The sequence below is a fragment of the Psychrobacter piscatorii genome (assembly GCF_043641605.1).
In the GTDB taxonomy this organism is placed as follows: domain Bacteria; phylum Pseudomonadota; class Gammaproteobacteria; order Pseudomonadales; family Moraxellaceae; genus Psychrobacter; species Psychrobacter piscatorii_C.
Map to the genome: position 1 here is coordinate 1 of NZ_JBHZRK010000006.1, position 23,594 is coordinate 23,594.

Annotated in this window: 17 protein-coding genes and 1 tRNA gene; 17 read left to right on the plus strand and 1 reads right to left on the minus strand. The window is 43.4% G+C overall.

The window, feature by feature from the left end; genetic code table 11:
- From ACHUET_RS07040 to ACHUET_RS07090, 11 genes are all read left to right on the plus strand, one after another.
- On the plus strand, window positions 1-243 hold a 243-nt coding region (locus tag ACHUET_RS07040), incomplete at its 5' end, for an EF-Tu C-terminal domain-related protein (RefSeq protein WP_463556186.1).
- Between the two features lie 369 nt (window positions 244-612).
- Window positions 613-688 (plus strand) — tRNA-Trp (locus ACHUET_RS07045).
- Between the two features lie 51 nt (window positions 689-739).
- Window positions 740-1,225 (plus strand): preprotein translocase subunit SecE, encoded by a 486-nt coding sequence (gene secE / locus ACHUET_RS07050; RefSeq protein WP_394211730.1) that lies wholly within the window; start codon window positions 740-742, stop codon window positions 1,223-1,225.
- A gap of 71 nt (window positions 1,226-1,296) precedes the next feature.
- Window positions 1,297-1,827 carry a transcription termination/antitermination protein NusG gene (gene nusG / locus ACHUET_RS07055; RefSeq protein ID WP_201599900.1) on the plus strand — a complete coding sequence of 177 codons (531 nt, stop codon included), beginning with the start codon at window positions 1,297-1,299 and terminating at the stop codon, window positions 1,825-1,827.
- Between the two features lie 90 nt (window positions 1,828-1,917).
- Entirely contained in the window at window positions 1,918-2,349 is a 432-nt protein-coding gene (gene rplK / locus ACHUET_RS07060) for a 50S ribosomal protein L11 (protein ID WP_058025423.1), read from the plus strand.
- Window positions 2,349-3,050, plus strand: coding sequence for a 50S ribosomal protein L1 (gene rplA / locus ACHUET_RS07065; protein ID WP_087039615.1), 702 nt, complete (start codon window positions 2,349-2,351; stop codon window positions 3,048-3,050). Before rplK ends, rplA begins: the two co-directional genes overlap by 1 nt.
- Before the next feature lie 474 nt (window positions 3,051-3,524).
- On the plus strand, window positions 3,525-4,052 hold the full coding sequence (rplJ, locus tag ACHUET_RS07070; protein WP_025652244.1) for a 50S ribosomal protein L10: 528 nt from the start codon (window positions 3,525-3,527) through the stop codon (window positions 4,050-4,052).
- A gap of 120 nt (window positions 4,053-4,172) precedes the next feature.
- Window positions 4,173-4,544 (plus strand): 50S ribosomal protein L7/L12, encoded by a 372-nt coding sequence (gene rplL, locus ACHUET_RS07075; RefSeq protein ID WP_057761722.1) that lies wholly within the window; start codon window positions 4,173-4,175, stop codon window positions 4,542-4,544.
- Between the two features lie 762 nt (window positions 4,545-5,306).
- Complete coding sequence (gene rpoB / locus ACHUET_RS07080) at window positions 5,307-9,425, plus strand: DNA-directed RNA polymerase subunit beta (RefSeq protein WP_238038795.1); 4,119 nt, start codon at window positions 5,307-5,309, stop codon at window positions 9,423-9,425.
- 151 nt (window positions 9,426-9,576) lie between these two features.
- Window positions 9,577-13,794: a DNA-directed RNA polymerase subunit beta' gene (gene rpoC / locus ACHUET_RS07085; RefSeq protein ID WP_371532948.1), complete on the plus strand. Its 4,218-nt coding sequence runs from the start codon at window positions 9,577-9,579 to the stop codon at window positions 13,792-13,794.
- 165 nt (window positions 13,795-13,959) lie between these two features.
- Window positions 13,960-14,484: a DUF6586 family protein gene (locus ACHUET_RS07090; RefSeq protein WP_394211734.1), complete on the plus strand. Its 525-nt coding sequence runs from the start codon at window positions 13,960-13,962 to the stop codon at window positions 14,482-14,484.
- A 100-nt stretch (window positions 14,485-14,584) separates the two neighbouring features.
- Here ACHUET_RS07090 and ACHUET_RS07095 read toward each other — a convergent pair whose 3' ends face one another.
- On the minus strand, window positions 14,585-17,233 hold the full coding sequence (locus ACHUET_RS07095; RefSeq protein ID WP_394211736.1) for a penicillin-binding protein 1A: 2,649 nt from the start codon (window positions 17,231-17,233) through the stop codon (window positions 14,585-14,587).
- 192 nt (window positions 17,234-17,425) lie between these two features.
- On the opposite strand from ACHUET_RS07095, the gene pilM reads away from it, so the two are divergent.
- From pilM to aroK, 6 genes are all read left to right on the plus strand, one after another.
- The gene (gene pilM / locus ACHUET_RS07100; RefSeq protein WP_371532945.1) at window positions 17,426-18,481 is read left to right on the plus strand and encodes a type IV pilus assembly protein PilM; all 1,056 of its coding nucleotides are present in this window, start codon (window positions 17,426-17,428) and stop codon (window positions 18,479-18,481) included.
- Window positions 18,481-19,131: a PilN domain-containing protein gene (locus tag ACHUET_RS07105; protein ID WP_394211738.1), complete on the plus strand. Its 651-nt coding sequence runs from the start codon at window positions 18,481-18,483 to the stop codon at window positions 19,129-19,131. Before pilM ends, ACHUET_RS07105 begins: the two co-directional genes overlap by 1 nt.
- Window positions 19,128-19,862 (plus strand): type IV pilus inner membrane component PilO, encoded by a 735-nt coding sequence (locus tag ACHUET_RS07110; RefSeq protein ID WP_372863410.1) that lies wholly within the window; start codon window positions 19,128-19,130, stop codon window positions 19,860-19,862. Before ACHUET_RS07105 ends, ACHUET_RS07110 begins: the two co-directional genes overlap by 4 nt.
- Window positions 19,862-20,395 carry a pilus assembly protein PilP gene (locus ACHUET_RS07115; protein ID WP_371532942.1) on the plus strand — a complete coding sequence of 178 codons (534 nt, stop codon included), beginning with the start codon at window positions 19,862-19,864 and terminating at the stop codon, window positions 20,393-20,395. Before ACHUET_RS07110 ends, ACHUET_RS07115 begins: the two co-directional genes overlap by 1 nt.
- A 27-nt stretch (window positions 20,396-20,422) precedes the next feature.
- Window positions 20,423-22,795, plus strand: coding sequence for a type IV pilus secretin PilQ (gene pilQ, locus ACHUET_RS07120; RefSeq protein ID WP_394211741.1), 2,373 nt, complete (start codon window positions 20,423-20,425; stop codon window positions 22,793-22,795).
- 205 nt (window positions 22,796-23,000) lie between these two features.
- On the plus strand, window positions 23,001-23,561 hold the full coding sequence (gene aroK, locus ACHUET_RS07125; RefSeq protein ID WP_394211743.1) for a shikimate kinase AroK: 561 nt from the start codon (window positions 23,001-23,003) through the stop codon (window positions 23,559-23,561).
- Window positions 23,562-23,594 lie beyond the last annotated feature (33 nt).

Genomic DNA, 23,594 nt, shown 5'->3' on the forward strand with positions numbered 1-23,594 from the left:
GAAGAGGGTGGTCGTCACACACCATTCCTAAACGGCTATCGTCCACAGTTCTACTTCCGTACCACTGACGTAACTGGTGCAATCCAATTACAAGACGGTACTGAAATGGTAATGCCTGGTGATAACGTTGAGATGGGCGTAGAGCTTATCCACCCAATCGCTATGGACAAAGGTCTTCGCTTCGCTATTCGTGAAGGCGGCCGTACTGTAGGCGCTGGTGTTGTTGCTAACGTATTGAACTAAGACTTAAGTCTCAGTAATGAGATTATGAATTAGTCATAAAAAAGCCATCCTATCTAGGGTGGCTCTTTTTTGGGTGTTGAATAAGGGTATTTACAGAATTAGATCTAAGCTTTAGCAAAATGGTTCTTTTGATAGCATGGCTTTTGATACGGGCTATTTATTTATAATACACAGTGTTGTAATTTGCCGCATAGCTTGCTATATTAGCGCTGCATTTAACGTGTATGGTTAATCTAAACCATAATGAGAAAGCCTATAATTAATATAGTGACTTTTGGTAAATGCAATATCAGGTAAAAATTAACAATTTTACCGCCAAAGGCTTGCATTCTATGCTAAATATTGTATAATGCTGTCCTTTACACCCATAGGCGATTGGCTCAATTGGTAGAGCATCGGTCTCCAAAACCGAGGGTTGTAGGTTCGAGTCCTACATCGCCTGCCATCTTCTTATCTCATCTTTGTTGTACCCCACCATCTCCGAAGCGAGTTCTTTATGAGCAATAATCAAGATAACCTCGAGACTAAGTTATCTGATGCCAAGGCGGTTGCTGGTGGAATGCTGTCTAAAGATAAGCACATCTCAGCGAACGGTACTTCTGCTGTTGAAGTTGCTAAGACTGGCTCAATCAAAGATTTGATTTTGTGGCTACTTGCCGCAATTGTTTTGATCGGTGCGACTCTCGTTAATCAATATCTACCAGGCTATTGGCAACCAGCCAACGATATCTGGGTGCGTATTGGTATCATTGTCGCACTTATTGTATTTGCATTAATTTGCTTGGCGCTGACGCATCAAGGCCGTGCTTTTAAAATATTATTAAGAGACGCAGGTGTTGAGCTTCGCCGAGTAACATGGCCAGGTAAAGATGAAACCTTTCAGTACACATGGCAAGTAATTGTTGTGATTGCGATTGCTGGGTTCTTTGTTTGGCTATTAGATAACTTTTTTAATTGGTTCGTTGGTATCTTTATCGGTTAATGGCGCGTATTAGTGACTATTAACGAGAGATTTACTTATAACGACTTATTTATAATGATCAGGAGCGTGATATGCGTTGGTATATTGTCCAAGCGTTTTCAGGATATGAAAAACAAGTACAACGTTCATTAACTGATCGTATTAACCGTAGTGACTTCACTGAGTCGTTCGGTGATGTGTTGGTTCCTACTGAAGAAGTCGTCGAAATGAAAGACGGCAAAAAACGTAAGAGTGAGCGTAAGTTCTTTCCTGGATACGTATTGATCCAGATGGAAATGAACGACAATACTTGGCACATCGTAAAAGACTGTCCGCGTATTATGGGCTTCATCGGCGGTACGCCTGAGATGCCTGCGCCAATTACGCAAGTAGAAGCTGATCGCATTTTAAACCGTTTGAACCAGACTGAAACTGACCCACGTCCTAAGACGCTATTTGAGCCAGGCGAAGAGTTGTTGGTTATTGATGGTCCATTCACTGACTTTAAAGGGTTGGTAGAAAAAGTGGATTATGAGAAGTCTAAGCTACATCTAACGGTAAACGTATTTAATCGACCTACACAGGTTGAGCTTGAGTTTAGTAAAGTTGAAAAGCTAGACTAAATCAGCAAAAAGTTCATCAACCGGGGAGCTGTTAGTCAATTAGGTATATACCACATTGATTTGGCGCTATTACCCATTTAGGAGAGTATCATGGCTAAGAAGATTGATGGTTACATCAAACTGCAAGTGCCTGCAGGCAAAGCAAATCCTTCACCACCTATTGGTCCAGCTTTGGGTCAAAAAGGCGTGAACATCATGGCGTTCTGTAAAGAATTTAACGCTGCGACCTCAGGCCAAGAGCCAGGTCTACCGATCCCAACTGAGATCACAGTATATAGCGATAAATCTTTTACCTTCATCATGAAATCACCACCAGCTGCGTACTTACTACGTAAAGCTGCTGGCATTGCTAAAGGTTCAGGTACACCGAACACTGCTAAAGTCGGTAAAGTTGACCGTGCACAGCTAGAAGAAATCGTTAAAACTAAGAATGCAGACTTAACTGCAGCTGATCTTGACGCTGCTGTTCGTACCATCGCTGGTACTGCACGTTCAATGGGTATTACCGTGGAGGGTGTATAATGTCTAAGCTAACCAAACGTCAAAAAGAAATCCAAAGCCGTATTGATAACGAAAAGCAATACACTCTTGAAGAAGCCGTTCAAATCCTAAACGATTTGCCAGCGCTAAAATTCAAAGAGTCTATTGATATCGCAGTAAACTTGGGCGTTGACCCACGTAAATCTGATCAAGTGGTTCGTGGTGCAACCAATCTACCTGCTGGTACTGGTAAAACCAAACGCGTTGCTGTATTTGCTCAAGGTGCTGCTGCTGAAGCCGCTAAAGAAGCTGGTGCAGACATCGTTGGTTTTGAAGACCTAGCAGAGCAAATCAAAGCTGGTAACATGGACTTTGATGTTGTTATCGCAGCTCCAGATGCGATGCGTGTTGTTGGTCAATTGGGTACGATCCTAGGTCCACGTGGCCTAATGCCTAACCCAAAAGTTGGTACGGTAACGCCAAACGTTGCTGAAGCTGTGACTAACGCGAAAGCAGGTCAAGCACAGTACCGTGTTGATAAAGCTGGTATCATCCATGCAACTATCGGCCAAGTTGGTTTCACTGCTGAGCAAATCGAGCAGAACGCGCAAGCGATTCTTTCTGATCTAAAGCGTGCTAAGCCTGCTACTTCTAAAGGTACTTTCATCAAGAAAATTACCTTGTCTAGCACGATGGGCCCTGGTCTAACGATTGACGCTGTTCCTTATCGTACTGCAAAATAATTAAAGTCTCTATCTTTGAGTACTTGAACTTCAAGTATTTTGAATGATGAGCACATACTATATTTAAAAATTAGGTCAGCGTAGTATTTGCTACGCTGTCTAAGACCGTAGGTAGAGAGCGGTTTAGTGTCATAAGTAACAATTTTCGAATGGTTAAATATGATACTGAGTCACTTTTGTTAATCGACGACAGATGAAAATCTTAGTTGTCCTACGCAGACGGTGGCCCACACAGTTTAAGACACGAGCGAATAGGGCGGTAAGATTATTTATATAATCTTCAAACTATTACTCAACGTCATTCTGATAACGGTGCCGTAATCAGTCGTTACCAGTAGATGCTTTTTTTATTAATCGAATCCGCTGGTAATGTGTCGTATCAAGTCAGTCCTAGCTTAAAATTTAAGCCTGCGAAAATTTCGATTTTTAGCGCTTTTATGATAAGCAGATTGATAAGATTAAAGGAGTCAACTTATGGCATTAACGCTAGAGCAAAAACAACAAGTTGTGGCTGAAGTGTCTGAAGTTGCTGCTAATGCTTACTCAGCAGTAGCTGCCGAGTATCACGGAATTGGTGTTGCTAAGCTTACTCAGCTTCGCGAACAAGCTCGTGATAAAGGTGTTGTTTTGAAAGTGGTAAAAAATACCCTTGCAAAACGCGCTTTTGAAGGCACTAAGTTTGAGAGCATGTCAGACCGTATGACTGGTCCACTACTTTTGGCTTTCTCTATGGAAGATTTGGGATCTGCAGCACGAGTCGTTTTCGACTTTAGCAAAGATAACAAAGCTTTAGAGACCAAATTAGTATCAGTCGGTGGTGAAGTTTATGGTCCAGAAGAGCTAGAGCGCGTATCGAAGCTACCAACTCGCGACGAAGCAATCTCTATCTTGATGGCTACTATGAATGCACCAGTGACCAAGCTTGTCCAGACTATGAACGCTGTTCCTGGCAAGTTCGTTCGCACTGTAGCGGCAATCAAAGACGCAAAAGAAGCTGCTTAATTGCTTGTTTTAACGTAACTTTAACATCGCTAATTTTGGTTGAATTTTATTGCCATATTCGGCAATCAATCAAAGCGATATTAGAATCAATTAATTTTTATCAGATAACGGAGAGTTCTCATGGCACTATCTAAAGATGACGTGTTAAATGCAATCGCTGAAATGTCAGTAATGGATATCGTTGAGTTAATCAGCGACATGGAAGAAAAATTCGGCGTAACAGCTGCTGTTGCTGCTGCACCTGCTGCTGCTGGTCCTGCTGCTGCTGCTGCTGAAGAAAAAGACGAGTTTGACGTAGTTCTTGCTAGCTTTGGCGAGAAGAAAGTTGGCGTAATTAAAGCCGTACGTGAAGCAACTGGTCTTGGCCTAAAAGAAGCGAAAGATTTGGTTGAAAGCGCTCCAGCTCCAATCAAAGAAGGCGCATCTAAAGCTGAAGCTGAAGAGTTGAAAAAGAAACTTGAAGAAGCTGGTGCAACTGTTGAACTAAAATAAGTTTAACACTGTACAGAAAAAAAGCTGGTAATGCCTTGCATTGCCAGCTTTTTTTTATTATAATTCGTAGCTTGACCTTTTGTGTCTGCCAACATACGTATGCATTAACGGTGGATACCCATCAAAAGGACAGACGATATACATGCAAGTACACATACCAGTTTTTAAAATCAGTTAATATCAGCTAAACGTCTGTAGATGTTTGGCATTTTTTTGTGTCTGCATGCTTTCCTATCAACACTATAGTTTATACTGATTCTTAAAGTTATAGTTACCCCGATTATTAATCCTGAAAAAAGCGGTATTCTGAAAAAGCTGTTGATCATAAGTTGCCTACTTGGTGTGGCATGACTGTCGATATTTAGTTTTATAGACAGTTCGTATGTGTAGGAAACATAGTTCGGTAATAAGTAGTCTAGATGGCAAGTGGTTTATATGCAATCTTAATAGACGTTATTTTCCAGCAATGTATTTGTAAATTAAGCCTCATAGGCAATGCATTATAGATTATATAATATTGAATTTTTTGGTTGCAACAGTCATATAGATTGATTCACTTACCATGAATTTAGCAAGCAACGACGAGATTAAGTGAAGTGTGCTAGGTAAGCACTGATGAGTAAAGTAGTAATTGACACAAAAGACATGAACTGAACACGAAAACCCGTTTTATATTATCGTTTACGTCGCCATGTTTGCATCGTATTTATGCATACTGGCCACGCTTTTAATTTGTTTCCACGTTTACTGTAAGGACTCTCGATGGCATATTCTTATACTGAAAAAAAGCGTATTCGCAAAAGTTTTGCTGAATTGCCCACTGTGATGGACGTTCCCTATTTACTGTCTATTCAAGTAGATTCTTATGAGCAATTTTTGCAAGAGCACAAAAAGCCAAAAGCTCGTGAGAATACTGGTTTGCAAGCTGCGTATTCCTCTATTTTCCCAATTGAGAGTCACTCTGGTAACGCCGAGTTACAATTTGTTGAGTACTATTTAGGTACGCCTGAATTTGATGAGCGTGAGTGTATCTTACGTGGTTCAACGTTTGCGGCGCCAATGCGTGTCAAAATCCGTTTGATCATCAAAGACAAAGACAGCAAAGACAAAGATAGTAAAGCCGCTATCAAAGATATCCGTGAGCAAAGCGTTTACATGGGCGAGATGCCTCTGATGACAGCTAACGGTACTTTTATCATTAATGGTACTGAGCGTGTTATCGTATCTCAGCTACATCGTTCACCTGGTGTGTTCTTTGACCATGATAAAGGTAAGTCGCATTCAAGTGGTAAAGTGCTTTATAACGCACGTATCATCCCTTACCGTGGTTCATGGTTAGACTTTGAATTTGATGCAAAAGACTTGGTCTTTGCTCGTATTGACCGTCGCCGTAAACTATTGGCTTCTATCATCTTACGTGCACTTGGTCTGACCACATCTGAAATTCTAGATTTGTTCTTTGATAAAGTGGCTGTTTATAAAGCTGAAGAGACGTTTGAAATTGATCTCGTTGCTGATCGCCTACGTGGCGAGATGGCTCAGTTTGATATCGTATCACCTGAAGGTGACGTTATCGTAGAGCAGGGCAAACGTATCAACGCACGCCGTATCCGTCAGCTTGAAGAAGCAGGAATGACGAAAATTGCTGTGCCTGATGAGTATCTATATGAGCGTATTTTAGCTGAAGACATCGTTGTTAATGATGAAATCATCGCTAAAGCGAACACGCCAATCGACCACGAGTTATTGGTAAAATTGAACTCATTTGAAGCCAGTGGTGCCATCAAAGAGTTCAGCATTCTATTCACGAACGATATCGACCAAGGTAGTTATATTGCCGATACGCTACGTGCTGATAGTACCTCAAGCCGTGAAGAAGCATTGATCGAAATCTACAAAGTCATGCGTCCAGGTGAGCCACCAACGGTTGAAACTGCTGAAAAACTATTTGAAAGCATGTTCTTCAACGCAGATCGTTATGACTTATCTAACGTCGGTCGTATGAAGTTCAACCGTCGTCTTGGTTTGCCATTTGAAAACACCGATGATCCAGATGTACAGCGCGAACGCAGTGTATTGACTAACGATGACATCGTTAATGTTCTAAAAGAGCTTATCGAAATTCGTAACGGTCGTGGCGATGTCGATGATATTGACCATTTAGGTAACCGCCGTATTCGTTCAGTGGGCGAGATGGCAGAAAACCAATTCCGTGTTGGTCTAGTACGTGTTGAGCGTGCAGTAAAAGAGCGTTTGAGCTCAGCTGAATCAGACAACTTATCGCCACAAGATTTGATTAACTCTAAGCCAGTTGCCGCTGCAGTGAAAGAATTCTTTGGTTCGAGCCAGTTATCACAGTTTATGGATCAGAACAACCCGTTGTCTGAAGTTACCCATAAGCGCCGTGTATCAGCATTAGGACCTGGTGGTCTAACTCGTGAACGTGCAGGCTTTGAAGTACGTGACGTACATGATACTCATTATGGCCGTGTATGTCCTATTGAGACTCCTGAAGGTCCAAACATTGGTTTGATCAACTCACTAGCCACATTTGCTAAAACCAACAGCTTTGGCTTCTTAGAAACGCCTTATCGCCGTGTGGTTGATGGTAAAGTGACTGACGTTATTGAGTATCTATCAGCAATCGAAGAAGTAGGTACTGTGATTGCACAGGCTGACTCTCCGATGACTGAAGATGGCGCGTTATCTGACGAGATGGTCAGTGTACGTAGCTATGGTGAATTTGTTCGTATGCCGCCAGAAAAAGTAACGCATATGGATGTATCACCAAGTCAGGTAGTATCGGTTGCAGCCGGTCTGATTCCGTTCCTAGAGCATGATGATGCTAACCGCGCCTTGATGGGCTCGAATATGCAGCGTCAGGCTGTTCCTACGCTACGTGCTGATAAGCCGTTAGTAGGTACGGGTATGGAGCGTCACGTTGCTCGTGACTCTGGTGTTTGTGTGATCGCTAAGCGTGGCGGTGTGATTGAAGATGTTGATGCATCGCGTATCGTTGTTCGTGTAAACGAAGACGAGATGACTGCTGGTGAAGCGGGTATCGATATCTATAACTTGATCAAATACACGCGCTCTAACCAAAACACTTGTATCAACCAACGTATCATCGTTAACCAAGGTGACGAAATTGCTTTGGGTGATATCTTGGCTGATGGTCCATCAACGGATCTTGGTGAGCTAGCACTTGGTCAGAACATTCGCATCGCATTTATGCCGTGGAATGGTTACAACTTCGAAGATTCAATCTTGCTATCTGAAAAAGTCGTGAAAGAAGATCGTTTCACTACGATTCATATCCAAGAATTGACTTGTGTGGCTCGTGATACCAAGCTAGGTACAGAAGAGATCACGGCTGATATTCCAAACGTTGGTGAAGCAGCACTATCAAGTCTTGATGAAGCAGGTATCGTCTATATAGGTGCTGAAGTTGACGCTGGTGATATCCTAGTTGGTAAAGTGACGCCAAAAGGTGAAACACAACTAACGCCAGAAGAGAAACTACTACGGGCTATCTTTGGTGAAAAAGCGGCGGATGTGAAAGACACTTCACTACGCGTACCGACTTCAAGTAAAGGTACGGTTATTGATGTACAGGTCTTCACTCGTGATGGCGTTGAAAAAGACGCACGCGCAAGAGCGATCGAAAAATCGCAGCTTGATAGCTATCGCAAAGATTTGAAAGAAGAGCTACGTATCTTTGAAGAAGCAGCACGTGGTCGTATCGGTAATCTATTAGATGGCCAAAAAGTCAGCGGCGGTGCTGGTCTAAAAGCTGGTACGGTTATGGCTTTGGCTGATATGAAAGATATGAGCCTCGAGACCTTGCTTGATATCCAGCCAGTAGAAGAAGAAATCTCTGAGCGTCTAACGCAAATCGCTGATTATTTGGTTGATAAGCAAAAAGACATCGATGTGAAGTTTGCTGAGAAAAAACGCAAATTGACTGCTGGTGATGACTTGCAACATGGCGTACAAAAAATCGTTAAAGTATATCTAGCGGTTAAGCGTCGTATTCAGCCTGGTGATAAGATGGCTGGTCGTCATGGTAACAAAGGTGTTGTATCGCGCATCATGCCAGTTGAAGATATGCCTTATGATGAAAATGGTAATACCGTTGACATCGTGTTGAACCCACTTGGTGTACCATCTCGTATGAACATCGGTCAGGTTCTAGAGACGCATTTGGGTATGGCAGCAAAAGGTTTGGGCGAGAAGATTGACGGTATGCTCAAATCTCAAGCAGCGATCAAAGAGCTACGTGACTTCTTGGACAAAATTTATAACCAAGTTGGCGGCGAGCAAGTTGACCTTGATAGCTTAAGTGATGATGACATCATGGCGCTAGCAGACAACTTACGTGGCGGTGTACCGATGGGCACAGCAGTATTCGACGGCGCAAGAGAAAGCCAAGTTAAAGATTTGCTTGAGCTTGCTGGTATGGATCGTGATGGTCAGCAGACATTATATGATGGTCGTACAGGTCAGAAGTTTGACCGTAAAGTAACCGTCGGCTACATGTACATGCTCAAGCTTAACCATTTGGTTGATGACAAAATGCATGCGCGTTCAACGGGTTCTTATTCTCTAGTGACGCAGCAGCCACTCGGCGGTAAAGCTCAGTTTGGTGGTCAGCGCTTCGGTGAGATGGAAGTATGGGCACTAGAAGCATACGGCGCGACTTACACGTTGCAGGAAATGCTAACGGTGAAGTCGGATGACGTTGAAGGCCGTACTCGTATGTACAAAAACATCGTTGATGGTGAGCAGTATATGGATCCAGGCATGCCTGAGTCGTTCAACGTACTGACCAAAGAAATCAAATCACTGGGTATTAATATTGAGTTAAAACAAAGCAACTAGCCCGTTGTTTAACTTAGTTGTCCACTAAAGGCAGTCTGCTTTATTGCTGCTGCTTTTAGTGATTTGTCTCAACCCTATTCATTGCCTTCATTCATCTTATCTGCGTCAATGGTACGCTGTCAGATGATTATAAAGATAACGGAGAAGCAACTTGAAAGATTTACTCGATATCATGCAAAGCCCTACCGGCAACGGTAATACAGAGTTTGATAGCATTCAAATTACCTTAGCCTCACCTGACGTCATCAAGTCATGGTCACATGGCGAAGTAAAAAAACCTGAAACCATCAACTATCGCACGTTCAAGCCTGAGCGTGATGGTCTTTTTTGTGCCAAAATCTTTGGTCCAGTAAAAGATTTCGAATGTTTATGTGGTAAATATAAGCGCCGTAAGTTCCAAGGTGTTATCTGCGAAAAATGTGGTGTTGAAGTTACCACTGCTAAAGTCCGTCGTGATCGCATGGGTCATATCGACCTAGCCAGTCCTGTGGCGCATATTTGGTTCCTAAAATCACTACCAAGCCGCATCGGTCTATTGCTAGATATGACATTGCGTGACATTGAGCGCGTTCTATATTTTGAAAGCTATATCGTGACTGAGCCTGGTCTGACTTCTTTAGAGAAGTATCAGTTGCTTGACGACGAAGATTATTACAAAGCACTTGAAGAGTTTGGCGATGAATTCACTGCCAAGATGGGTGCTGAGGCTGTCCAAGACCTATTGAAAGATATCGATATGGATCTTGAGATTGACGAGCTGCGTGAAGCGATTCCGCAAACAGGTTCTGAGACCAAGCTTAAGAAGATGTCTAAGCGTCTTAAATTATTAGAAGCATTCCGTGATTCTAATAATAAGCCTGAGTGGATGGTAATGAACATCTTGCCAGTACTACCACCAGATTTGCGCCCGCTAGTACCGCTAGAAGGTGGCCGTTTTGCGACGTCAGATCTAAACGATCTATATCGCCGTGTGATCAACCGTAACAACCGTCTTAAGCGTCTGCTTGAGCTAAGCGCACCTGATATCATCGTACGTAACGAAAAACGTATGTTGCAAGAGTCAGTGGATGCGTTGCTTGATAACGGTCGTCGCGGTCGTGCCATCACTGGTAGTAACAAGCGTCCATTGAAATCTTTGGCAGATATGATCAAGGGTAAGCAAGGTCGTTTCCGTCAGAACTTACTTGGTAAGCGTGTCGATTACTCTGGTCGTTCGGTTATCGTTGTAGGCCCAACGCTACGTCTACATCAGTGTGGTCTACCTAAAAAAATGGCACTAGAATTATTCAAGCCATTTACTTATAACAAACTATTGTCTCATGGCTTAGCGACTACGATTAAAGCTGCCAAAAAGATGGTAGAGCGTGAAGAGCCACAAGTGTGGGATATGCTGGCCATGGTTATCCGTGAGCATCCAGTACTTCTTAACCGTGCGCCAACCCTTCACCGTTTGGGCTTGCAAGCATTTGAGCCAGTATTGATCGAAGGTAAAGCAATCCAGTTGCATCCACTTGTTTGTACTGCATTCAACGCCGATTTCGATGGTGACCAAATGGCCGTTCACGTGCCATTGACCCTAGAAGCACAGCTTGAATCACGTGCCTTGATGATGTCTACCAACAACATCTTGTCACCTGCGAACGGTGATCCGATCATTGTACCATCACAGGATGTTGTACTAGGTCTATATTACATCAGTCGCTCGTCTATCAATGCCAAAGGCGAGAGCATGATTTTTGCGACCGTTAATGAAGCATTGCGTGCAATTGGTTCAAACGACCTACATGTAAACGCGAAGATCAAAGTGCGTGTCACTGAGACGCAAATTGATGAAGACGGTAACGAGACCAAAGAAACCAGTATTAAAGATACGGTTGCTGGTCGTTTGCTTATCTGGAACATCATGCCTAAAGGTATGACGTTTGATGAGTGTAACCAAGAGATGACGAAGAAAAATATCTCTCGTTTGATCAACTCTTGCTACCGTAAAGTTGGCGTCAAAGAAAGCGTTATGTTTGCTGACCAATTGATGTATCTTGGTTTCGCACAAGCGACGCTATCTGGCGTGTCTATCGGTATCGATGACATGGTTATTCCACCACTGAAAAAGCAAATTATCGAAGTGGCAGAAGGCGAAGTTCGCGAAATCGAAGATCAGTTCGAGCAAGGTTTCGTAACTGCTGGTGAGCGTTATAACAAAGTCGTTGATATCTGGTCACGTACCAATGACAAAGTCGCTAAGGCGATGATGGATAACTTGGCAACAGATAAAGTCATCAATGCGCAAGGTGAGGAAGACGAGCAGAAATCATTCAACTCGATCTTTATCATGTCGGATTCTGGTGCTCGTGGTAGTGCAGCACAGATTCGTCAGTTGGCCGGTATGCGTGGCCTAATGGCGAAACCAGATGGCTCAATCATTGAAACTCCGATTAAAGCGAACTTCCGTGAAGGTTTGACGGTACTACAGTACTTCATCTCAACTCACGGTGCACGTAAAGGTCTAGCAGATACAGCACTAAAAACAGCTAACTCGGGTTACTTAACTCGTCGTCTGGTTGACGTGGCACAAGATTTGGTTATCACGAGTGATGACTGTGGTACTGAAGAAGGCCTACTCATGAAGCCACATATCCAAGGTGGTGAAATCATTGAGAAACTAGGTGAGTTAGTACTTGGTCGTGTGACTGCACGTGATGTGACGTATAACGATGATGCTGATAAAGTATTGGTTCCAGCTGGTACTTTGATTGATGAGTATTGGGTTAACGTCCTTGACAGCAATGCAATTGATGATATCTGGGTACGCTCAGTTATTACTTGTGATGTTGAGCATGGTGTTTGTTCACAGTGTTATGGTCGTGACCTTGCACGTGGTCATAAAGTGAATATCGGCGAATCAGTCGGTGTTATGGCCGCTCAGTCTATCGGTGAGCCAGGTACTCAGTTGACCATGCGTACGTTCCACGTAGGTGGGGCTGCGAGTTCAGCCTCTGTAGACAACAGCATCTCTGTACGTAATGCTGGTCAAGCGCACTTTGAAAACATGAAAACAGTACAGCATACCGATGGTCACTTAGTCATCGTATCGCGTTCAGCTGAAATCGCATTGACCGATGAGCTTGGCCGTGAGCGTGAGCGCTATAAAGTACCATATGGTTCAAGCGTACTTGTGAAAGACGAAGAGCAAGTAGAAGGCGGTCAAACTATCGCTAAATGGGATCCGCATACGCATCCAATCATCACAGAATTTGCTGGTACAGCACGCTTCAGTGATATCACTGATGGTATGACTGCCACAGTGAAGGTTGATGATGCGACTGGTATGAGCTCATTTGAGATTCTAGCCACGCGTGACCGTTCAAGCTCAGCAAAAGACTTACGTCCTGCGATTATCTTGAACACTGACGAAGGCAAAGAAGTGGTTTACTTCTTACCAGCTGAAACCATCATCCGCGTGAGCGATGGTGAAAAAGTAGCAGCAGGTTCGATTCTAGGCCGCGTACCACAAGCATCTTCTGGTACAAAAGATATTACCGGTGGTCTACCACGTGTTGCTGATCTATTCGAAGCACGTCGTCCAAAAGATCACGCCATCATGGCAGAAATGACTGGTGTCGTAAGCTTTGGTAAAGAGACTAAAGGTAAGAACCGCTTCATTATTACCAATGAAGACGGTGAAGTACATGAAGAGCTGATTCCAAAATGGCGTCAAATCAACGTCTTTGAAAACGAGACGGTAGCACGTGGTGAAGTGATCGCTGATGGTCCACAGAACCCACATGATATCTTGCGTTTGAAAGGTCAGACTGCACTTGCTGATTATATCGTCAACGAAGTACAGGACGTTTATCGCTTGCAGGGTGTAAAAATCAACGACAAGCACATCGAAGTTATCATTCGTCAGATGTTGCGTAAAGTTGAAATCACTGACGGCGGCGATTCAAGCCACTTCAAAGGTGATCAGGTCGAGTATGCAGATATCAAAGCGTTGAATGCGAAACTAGAAGCGGAAGACAAATTCCCAGTACAGTTTGAGCGTCAATTACTAGGTATCACTAAAGCAAGTCTGGCAACTGAAAGCTTTATCTCAGCGGCTTCTTTCCAGGAAACCACCCGTGTACTAACGGCGGCTGCTGTGACTGGTAAAGTGGATGAGCTACGTGGTCTGAAAGAAAACGTGGTCGTTGGTCGCTTGATTCCTGCAGGTACGGGTCTTGCTTATCACAAGGCACGCAAAGAGAAAGCGGATCAGAAGTTACAAGACAATGATCTTAATGCAGCGTTTGATATGACTGCAAGCACTGATAGCAAAGACTTTGCAAGTTTTGATGAAGCCTTTGCTCAAGAGTTAAATCAAAATAATTAATCGTATTGAGTATTTTGATTCATTCCCAATTTAAGAAAAAGCCAGCCTAAGTCGCTGGCTTTTTTGTGTGTATAAAAACTGAGAAAGACATGGTGCTATTATCTAAAAAAATAGTACACTGGAAAACAAGCCTCAATTTACTATCTATAGAAGGATAAGTCACAAATGGCAGGTAAAACTCGCGTTGCCAAATATCAAGCAGATCGTACCAATCAAAAACTGTATTTTTGTCGTCTATCCTGCCAAACAGCAGGCAATACTAGCGATAAGCAGTTATATCAAGCCCATTGCGAAACCGCTATTTTTCATTTATATGGTGCGTTGCTGGCATTCACTCAAGAGCTAGGTCATTTTTATAGTTTAAATATGACCGCACCAACTTTGTCAGATATTGAGCAAGCACTAAGCGAGCGCACGCAGGTATCTCCTGAGATCCAGCGCTTGCAGCAATTACAGCAGCAAGGCTTTATTGCAAATATAGAGCGCGCTTATGAGCGTTGTCTCTATGCGGTACCACCAGATACGGTTGTGGATGAAAAACCAAGTAGCGATTTATCTGCGCCCGACCTTATTGTAAATGTCGTTACTTTGTCAAATCAATGGTTACCTGATGAGGCAACGATAAGAGAATGGCGTAATCAGCTTTTAGAGCTGATCGAGCAGCTACGTGCAGGGATGGTTGAGTTTTAGCAGGATGAGCCTATCCGAAATATAATATCTGCAAAAAAGGCTTGCTCAGTGATGACTGAACAAGCCTTTTTTTATATCGGTAATTAGAGATACTGGTAGATTATTCTGGCATCGGGGGCATACGCTGGACCGGTGTGACCGATAAAGGGTTTTGCGGCACACTATCATTGCTACGGCTGCTACTTGTTTGAGCTACTGATGAGCTGCTAGCGTCTGCAGTGGGTTCGGGGGCTGCCGGTTTGCGCTGCTGAGTTTGAGTCTTGACTGGTTTTGCTGGTGCGTTGGTATCAGAGATGTCGTTATCATCAGTTATAATACCATCATCAGTCATTTCTATAATTTGCTGCTGCTGCTTTTTAGATTTTGAGCGGTTATTGATAGACACCCATTGGTTTGGCGTGTCTTTGAGCTGAGCTTTCATAAAGTCCATCCAGACGGGCAGGGCAGCCACACCACCATACTCTCGGCGACCCATAGATGTTGGCTGATCAAAACCCATCCATACAACCGTTGCATTGGTAGGATGAAATCCTGCAAACCAAGCATCTTTGGCTTCGTTGGTTGTACCGGTTTTGCCGCCAATATCATCACGGCCCAAGGCTTTTGCTCGTACTGCAGTACCACGCTGCACCACATCACGTAAAATATCTGCCATTTCAAATGCTACTCTAGGCTTTAATATTCTTGGTGCTTGTTTGGCTGCTATGTACTGTACGACAGGTGCTTTTAGGCGATCTGATTGTGGACCCGCGTCATAGACAGTAAGGTCGATCCCTTCATCAGTTTCTTCTACATTTTCACTATTTTCTAGCTCTGCGCTTTCGGTAGCTGATTCTTCAGTAGTACTGTTTTCATTTTCTAATGATTTGTTATATTCTTCTATCAGGTTTTTATTAACCGCTTCAAGTTGCTCATTAAAGCATAAGGCGCAAGCCTGAAGTGGATTGGCCTGAAATAATAACTCATTTTTATAGTTATAAATTTGCTCAATAAAGTAAGGTTGTATGCGGTGACCACCATTGGCAAAGGTTGAATACGCCGTTGCCATTTGCAATGGGGTTGCTTGTCCTGCCCCTAGAGCCAATGATAAAGTTGTTGGCAGTTTTTCTTTATCTAGGCCGAACTCATCTAACAGATTGCGCACGTCAGAAATACCAATAGCTTGTAGGAGACGGATAGAAACCAAGTTGCGCGATAAATACAAACCACGACGTAAGGTAATGTCACCTAAGAAGCGTTCATCAGAGTTTTTAGGTTTCCAGTCGCCTACTTGAATAGGGCGATCTGAAACAATACTGTCTGGATGATAGCCTTTTTCCAAGGCGGCGGTATAGACCAATGGTTTGATAGTTGAGCCAGGTTGGCGCCATCCTTGTAAGGCTCGATTGAACTTACTATGTTTGAAATCAAAACCGCCTACTAATGCATTAACCGCGCCAGTTTCTGGATTCAATGAAACCAGACTACCTTGTATTTTGGGTATCTGTCCTAGCTGCCAATTACCATTTGCGGTAGGTATCACGCGAACAATATCGTTTTTGCTCACTATTTGGCTAGCATTATTAGGATAATAACCGATACGATTGGCAGAGATGTATTTGCGTGCCCAGCTCATGCCAGACCAATTGACCGTTACGCTTTCACCAGACTGTAATGTCGCTTCAAAACTACGAGAGTTGACCTTGGTGACTTTGGCAGGAGACATATTGCTATAGCGTTGAAAGTTTTCGAGAGGCTCGTCATTTGCTTCCGCACCGCGCCAGCCATGACGATGCTCATAAGCTACTAAGCCTGTTAATATGGCCGCTTCTGCATCGGTTTGTGCCTTACTATCAACAGTCAGGCGAACACGCCAACCACCATGCATCACCTGCTCACCGTAACGCTCGACTAGAGTCGCACGCGTCATTTCTGCCAAATAGGGCATATTAACGTCGAGTTTTTCTTGATATAGCTTAATGCCAACGGGGGAGTTAACGGCCTCATCATACTGAGCTTTTGTGATATAGCCCAACTCATGCATACGGCCAATAATCCAGTTACGCCGAGTCAACGCGCGGCTAGGATTGGCAACAGGATTATATTTAGAAGGGGCTTTTGGTAAACCGGCAAGCATTGCCATTTCAGCAATAGTAAGATTATCTAGTGATTTACTATAGTATTTTTTGGCAGCAGCGCGAATACCATAAGCGCCTTCACCCAAATAAATCTTATTGACATAGAGAGTAAGGATCTCATTTTTGCTCAGCTCATCTTCCATTTTTCGCGCCACAAACAGCTCTGTTAGTTTGCGGTTTAGAGTACGCTCAGGACTTAAAAAGTAATTTTTGGCGACCTGCATCGTAATAGTTGAGCCACCAGTCTGACTGTCATCATCAGTCACCACTTCAGTGACCGCTCGCCCAAGACCTTTAATACTGATGCCACTATGCTGAAAGAAAGAAGCATCTTCTGCCGCTAAAAAAGCGTGAGTCAAATCTTCAGGAATTTCATCAAATGTGACTGGTAACGATAAACGATTGCCGTATTGGCCGATTAATTTGTCATCGCTACTATAAATCTGCAATGGCATTTCTAAATTGGCAGTTTTTATCTCTTGAATACTTGGCAAAGTTGGCGATAAATACATCGCCATACCATAAAAACCAATAGGTACAGCAAGCGCTAAGATAACTGCCAATGCTAGGCAAGCGACAAAAAGTCCCACCAAGAAATGAATGAGACGAGCGGTAGCATTTTTTTTGGCCATAATAAGACTTATTAATTAGAATTTGTAGCGGATAACTTATTATACCTTGAACAAAATCAACAGGTCATAATAAATGTGTAAGTAGGCCTTAATATATTTTTAAACGCTTGAATCTACCAATTAAGTAAAGTATTGTATTCAATTATTACAAATAACTATCAGATTGTACACTTAATATAAGGTATAGAGTTTGTGAGGCTATTTACTTCAAAAAGTCGACATTTGATTGGTGTGGATATTTGTGCCACTTCAGTAAAAATAGTGGACATACAGCGTCAACAAGGCATGTTCCACCTAAAATCCTACGGTATTGAGAGACTACCGGAAGGTGTAGTCGTCGACAAACTCCTAGTTGATACAGAAGCGGTTGGCAACATTATAGCGAGTTTAGCAAGACGTTGCCAAGTTGCGGGCAGCAATGCAGCAACGGCCGTATCAGGATCTGCCGTCATTACCAAAATTATTGATATGGATATGATGCTAAGCGATGTTGAGCGTGAAGCACAAATACGTTTGGATGCTGATCAATATGTGCCTTATCCATTAGAAGATGTCAATTTAGATTTTGAGGTGCTAGGTCCATCTTTAGTGAGTGAGGATATGGTACAAGTACTACTTGCGGCCTCTCGCTCAGAAAACGTTGATCAGCGTGTTGATGCGTTGGCCTTTGGTGGTATGCAAACCAAGGTTATGGATATCGAATCACATGCAATAGAGCGTGCTTTTGGACTAATGGCAGACAATCTGCCCAATATGCCAGAACTGGTCGCTTTGGTTGATATCGGCCATAATCAAACCACTTTGTATATCGCAAAAAATGGTGAGTTTATTTATAGTCGCGAGCAATTGTTTGGCGGTGTTCAGTTAACAGAAGCGATTCAAAACCGTTATGGGCTGTCAGCTGAAGAAGCAACGCTGAGCAAACGTGAGCGCACATTGCCTGATGACTACTATCCTGAAGTTTTGACCCCTTTTATAGAAAATACCATTCAGCAAATCACTCGTTCCTTACAGTTTTACTTCTCATCAAGTCAGTATAGTAGTATTGACCACATGGTACTTGCGGGTGGTAGTAGCTCCATTGCAGGTCTCGCTGGGATGGCACAACAAAAACTCGGTGTGAGCGTTAGTGTTGCCAATCCATTTACCAATATGACCATTGCGCCTAACATTGATAATGAGCAACTGACCATTGATGCGCCAGGCTTAATGGCCGCATGCGGTCTTGCGTTAAGGAGCTTTGACTAATGGCTCGTATTAACCTTTTACCATGGCGACAAGAAGAGCGTGAACGTCGCAACAAAGAGTTTATGACTCTGATAGTTGCGGTGACTTTGCTCACTTTATTGGCAGCTTTTGCTTCATGGAGCTATTTTAACAATGAGCTTGATGAACAGCTTGATGCTAATGCCTTAATTGAACAAGAAAATGCACGATTAGACACTGCATTGACTGAGATTGATAGTTTAGAGCAGCGCCGTGAAGATATTATCTCACGTATGCAGGTCATTCAAGATTTGCAAGGTCGGCGTCCCGTACCAGTACGTTTGTGGGATGATCTGGCAAGAGCAATTCCACCAGCGCTTTATCTAACCAATCTCAAACGCGAAGGCGATGTATTAACGTTGACTGGTCTGGCTGATAACCCAAATATTGTATCTAGCCTGATTCGTAATTTGGACAGTAGTAAATGGATGGGTAACTCAGCAGTTAGCAATATTCAACAGAACATTAGCGCTTATGAAGCGGCCCCTGTACTGAATAATACAGTCACTACGGCTGGTGAGCCACCGCGTCCAGTTTATCCTGAAGACAGTTATGTACAGTTCGTGGTGACGACTAAAGTACAATCAGAGACGCCTGTCCCTGCGGAAGATAGTGTGGGAGGGGAGTTATGAAGCTTGTCCGTAAAAAAAGCCTAATTAAGACCAAAAAAAGTGCTTCAAAACCAAAGAAGCAGTTTGATCTTAATGAATTTCGTCGCAGTTTTGAGTCACTAGACTCTGAAAACTATGGCAGCTGGCCGCTACCAGTGAAGGTGACGGTGATCGGTCTTATTATTACCTTTATAGCGGCCCTATCATGGGCGCTACCGATTAGTAGCAAAATCGATGAGATTAATGCTGCTGAAAGTCAGCAACAGACCTTGCTTGAAAGCTATCGCGAAAAGGAATCGCGTGCGCGTCACCTAGAAGCCTATCAAGCACAGGTCATTCAGATGGAAACGGAGTTTAATACCTTGTTAGACCAGTTGCCAAAAGATACGCGTGTGTCAGAGCTGGTAGAAGGTATCAATATGACAGGTGTCGGCAGTAATATTCGTTTTCAAGACATCTCTGTCGAACCTGAAATTGAAAATGAATTTTTCATTGAGCAGCCGATTCGCATTGCGGCTTTAGGTGAATATCATCAGTTTGGTAGTTTTATCAGTGGCCTTGCAGCACTGCCTCGTATCATCACCATGCATGATTTTGAGGTGAGTAATCCACAACCGAGCTTAGATGTTTTACCTGAGCTTAATCTAGTCTTGCAAACCAAAACCTATCGTTCAAAAGAAGCGACTCCTGAAGATGAAACGGCTCCTGCAGGTGATGCCGCCGCTACTGATGCAAATGCAGGAGGTAACTAATGAGTATGCAAAAACTACCCATGCTGTTGACTTTAAGTATCGCAGCGCTAGCTATGACTGGCTGTACGGATCGTATCGGTATGGCAGAGCAAGCGATGACTGATATCCGTAACCAGCCAGCGCAGCCTATCGAACCACCACCCAAAGCTGAACTGGTAGAAGACTTCGTCTATAGTGCAAGCTCACAGCGCAGCCCGTTTTTACCACCGAGCTTGGTGAATGTAGAGGGTCCTACTACTTCTATTGATGGCGTGCGCCCAGACATTACACGTGTAAAAGAACCACTTGAACAATACGAGTTATCGCAACTGGTTTTTCGAGGTGTGGTAGTGTCGCCTGAAGGTCAGCGATACGCACTGGTACAACGTCCTGATGGTTCAGTTGCTAGTGTGAAGGTGGGTGATTATCTTGGATTGAATGACGGCCGTATTGTTGAAATCACGCCGACCCAGATTAACTTGATTGAAATTGTGCCAGACAGCCGCGCTGGGTTTATTGAAAAACCCCAGTCGCTGGTATCCCCTATAAGCTAAGTCGGCAGATTTTTTGAGGAATAAATAATGACAGTACGCAATAACAAGGTAATGATGATGAGCAACCGCGTTTCTTCTGCTTTTGCCATTTCAGCACTGGCAGTCAGCATGGTGGCAGTAAGTAGTAGCGCCCACGCTGCACAGCGCATCAATAATGTGTCTGTAGTACAAACTGCACCAGCAGTGACACAAATGCGTTTGGGGTTCACAGGTTTACCAGTATTGCCTGCAGCCTACCAGCTTGATGATCCTAGCCGCTTGGTATTAGACTTTGAACAAGTGCAAAACGGTCTTGCCAGTCGTTTTAACGAATACAATATTGGTATGGTCAATGATGTCACCACGTTGAGTAGCGATAGTACGACACGTCTTATCGTTGGTCTAAAACAATCGGGCAATTATACAACAGCGATTGAGGGTAACGATCTGCTACTGACCATTACAGATCCTGATCGTCCAGTGATCACCAGTGACCCCATACAAGATGTCCTTAATAACTCTAGCGGTCTCACCACCACTGCAGTCGTCACGCCAATCGTCGAGACTAGTACGGTTCCTGTTGCGACTGTTCGCACCACTAGTACGACAGTCGTAAAAAACGACGTGCCAGCTGACACGATGGTGGTGAGAGTTAATCCATTGTTGAACCCACAGCTTGCTTCTGCACAAGTAAGTAAACAGTACAGCTATGATGGTCTCAGTGCAGTCAATTTTTCGGCAGGTAATGATGGTGGCGGTAACGTCAGCATGGTACTTGCTAACGAAGCCATTCCGGTGGATGTACAACGCCAAGGTAATAAGCTTGTCGTACGTTTAACAGGCAGTACGGTCCCAAGAAACTTGCTACGTCGATTAAATATTAATAGTGGTCTGGTGAGTAGCATCGATACTAAAAACCAAGGACAAAATGGTGTCATCACCATTAACATGTCTGATGATTACGAGTATCAAGCTTACCAATCGGGCAATCAGTTAAATATTAGTATCAACAAGCCTGAACTGCTACGTGAACCGACTCTTGAGGAGAAAGTATATAGTGGAGAACCGCTATCCATGGAATTCCAAGACGTTGAAATTCGCAGCGTGTTAGATATTTTAGCGCAGTTTACCGAGATGAATATCGTTGCGAGTGATTCAGTCGCTGGTAACATCACCTTGCGTTTGATCAATGTGCCTTGGGATCAAGCACTCGATATTATTCTGAAAAGTAAAAATCTAGGCAAGCGCGAAAATGGTAATGTGATTTTGGTTGCGCCTTCTACTGAACTCGCTGAACAAGAAGCACGTGAGCTTGAGGCGCAGCAAGCCGTTCAATCTTATGCACCCTTACGTACCGAATATATACGTTTGAGCTATGCAAAAGCACAAGATGTCCTGACTTTGATTTCTCAAGGAAGTGGTTCATCTGGTAGTAGCGGTATAGGGGGCACGAGCGGACTTACAAATCGTGGAAATGACAATAATACGTTATTGTCGGATCGTGGAACTGTAACGATTGATGAGCGTACCAATACTTTAATCATCAAAGATGTGGCGAATAGTATTGAAAATATTCGTACCTTAATTGGAAAGATTGATATTCCTGTACGTCAGGTTATGATTGAAGCGCGTATCGTGAGTGCAACTGACAGCTTTAGTAAAGAGATTGGGGTTCGCTGGGGAATCTTATCAAATGGTGCAGCCAATAATCGTAGCTTGTTGGTTGGTGGTAGTGATCAAACTTTATGGGACTTAAAAGATTTTGACGTAGAGACCACGACTGTCAATGGACAAACGGTTTCTTATCCTTCATATGACATCAGCCGTCCTGATAACCTAAACGTTGATTTGGGTGTTACTAATCCAGCAGCTGGTAGTATCGCCTTTGGCCTATTAAGTTTATCTGATGTGATGCTTGATCTTGAATTGTCAGCATTGCAAGCAGATAACCGCGGTGAAGTCATCTCGACCCCGAAAGTGTTGACGGCTGACAAGCAAACCGCAAAAGTTTCTTCTGGTACCCAGATCCCTTATCAGGAAGCCTCAGCTAGCGGTGCAACGACGACTAGCTTTAGAGAAGCGGCACTGAGTTTAGAGGCGACACCAAACATCACGCCTGATGGCAAGATTGGTTTGCAATTACTTATTACTAACGGTACGCCGACTATTATCAACAATCAGGTGGCTATCTCTGAGGATTCTATCTCAACCAATGTGATCGTTGAAGATGGTCAAACAGTGGTATTAGGTGGTGTCTTTAAAAACCGTACCAATAATGGCGTGGACAAAGTACCGTTTTTAGGCGATTTACCGTATATTGGTCGCGCATTCCGCCGAGATGTGCGTAGTAATGATAAAGAGGAGTTACTTATCTTTGTAACACCAAAATTGATCAATGATGGCACAAGTCGCTTGAATTAATCATAAATCTGTTGATTATTCACTAAAAAAGTAAGCCTTAGTGCTTACTTTTTTTTGTGCATAAACTTAGCACCTTTAATATTGCGAGCTATATGCATGGATTAATGGACGATAAGCTCTAAATATTACTAACAATAATCACAGCGCATTACTAGCCAGAATATCAATGACGTTGTATGATAGCTAATTTAGCTGAGTGAGTATTATGGTGCAGGAATTGCCGTCGGTGTTTTTAGTGGGTCCGATGGGAGCGGGGAAGACGACGATCGGTAAGTTACTGGCCAAGCAGTTAGGTCGCACTTTTGTAGATAGTGATTGGTATATCGAATCGCAGACCGGTGCTGACATTGCTTGGATATTCGCCAAAGAAGGTGAAGCGGGTTTTCGTGAGCGTGAAACGCGTGCCATTGATGAGCTGACTCAAGCCCCCCAAATTGTATTAGCAACTGGCGGTGGCGCAGTATTGGCTGCTGAAAACCGAGAGTTCTTAAGACAGCGTGGCATCGTGGTTTATCTCAATGCCCCAGTCGATGTGCAAATGGCCCGCACCTCTAAAGACAAGTCACGGCCTCTTTTACAACAGCCTAATCCTAGAAAAATACTGCAAGATCTATATAGTATTCGCGATCCATTATATCGTCAGGTCGCGCATATTATTATGCCCACTGGTCACACTTATCCGCGTCATATGGTCAGCCAATTAATGCAGCAGCTGAACGCATTTTTTGATTGTACTGACACAACACCAAAAGAAAATAAAGAGTAGACCTATATTATCTATTGATATGATAGGTAGGTA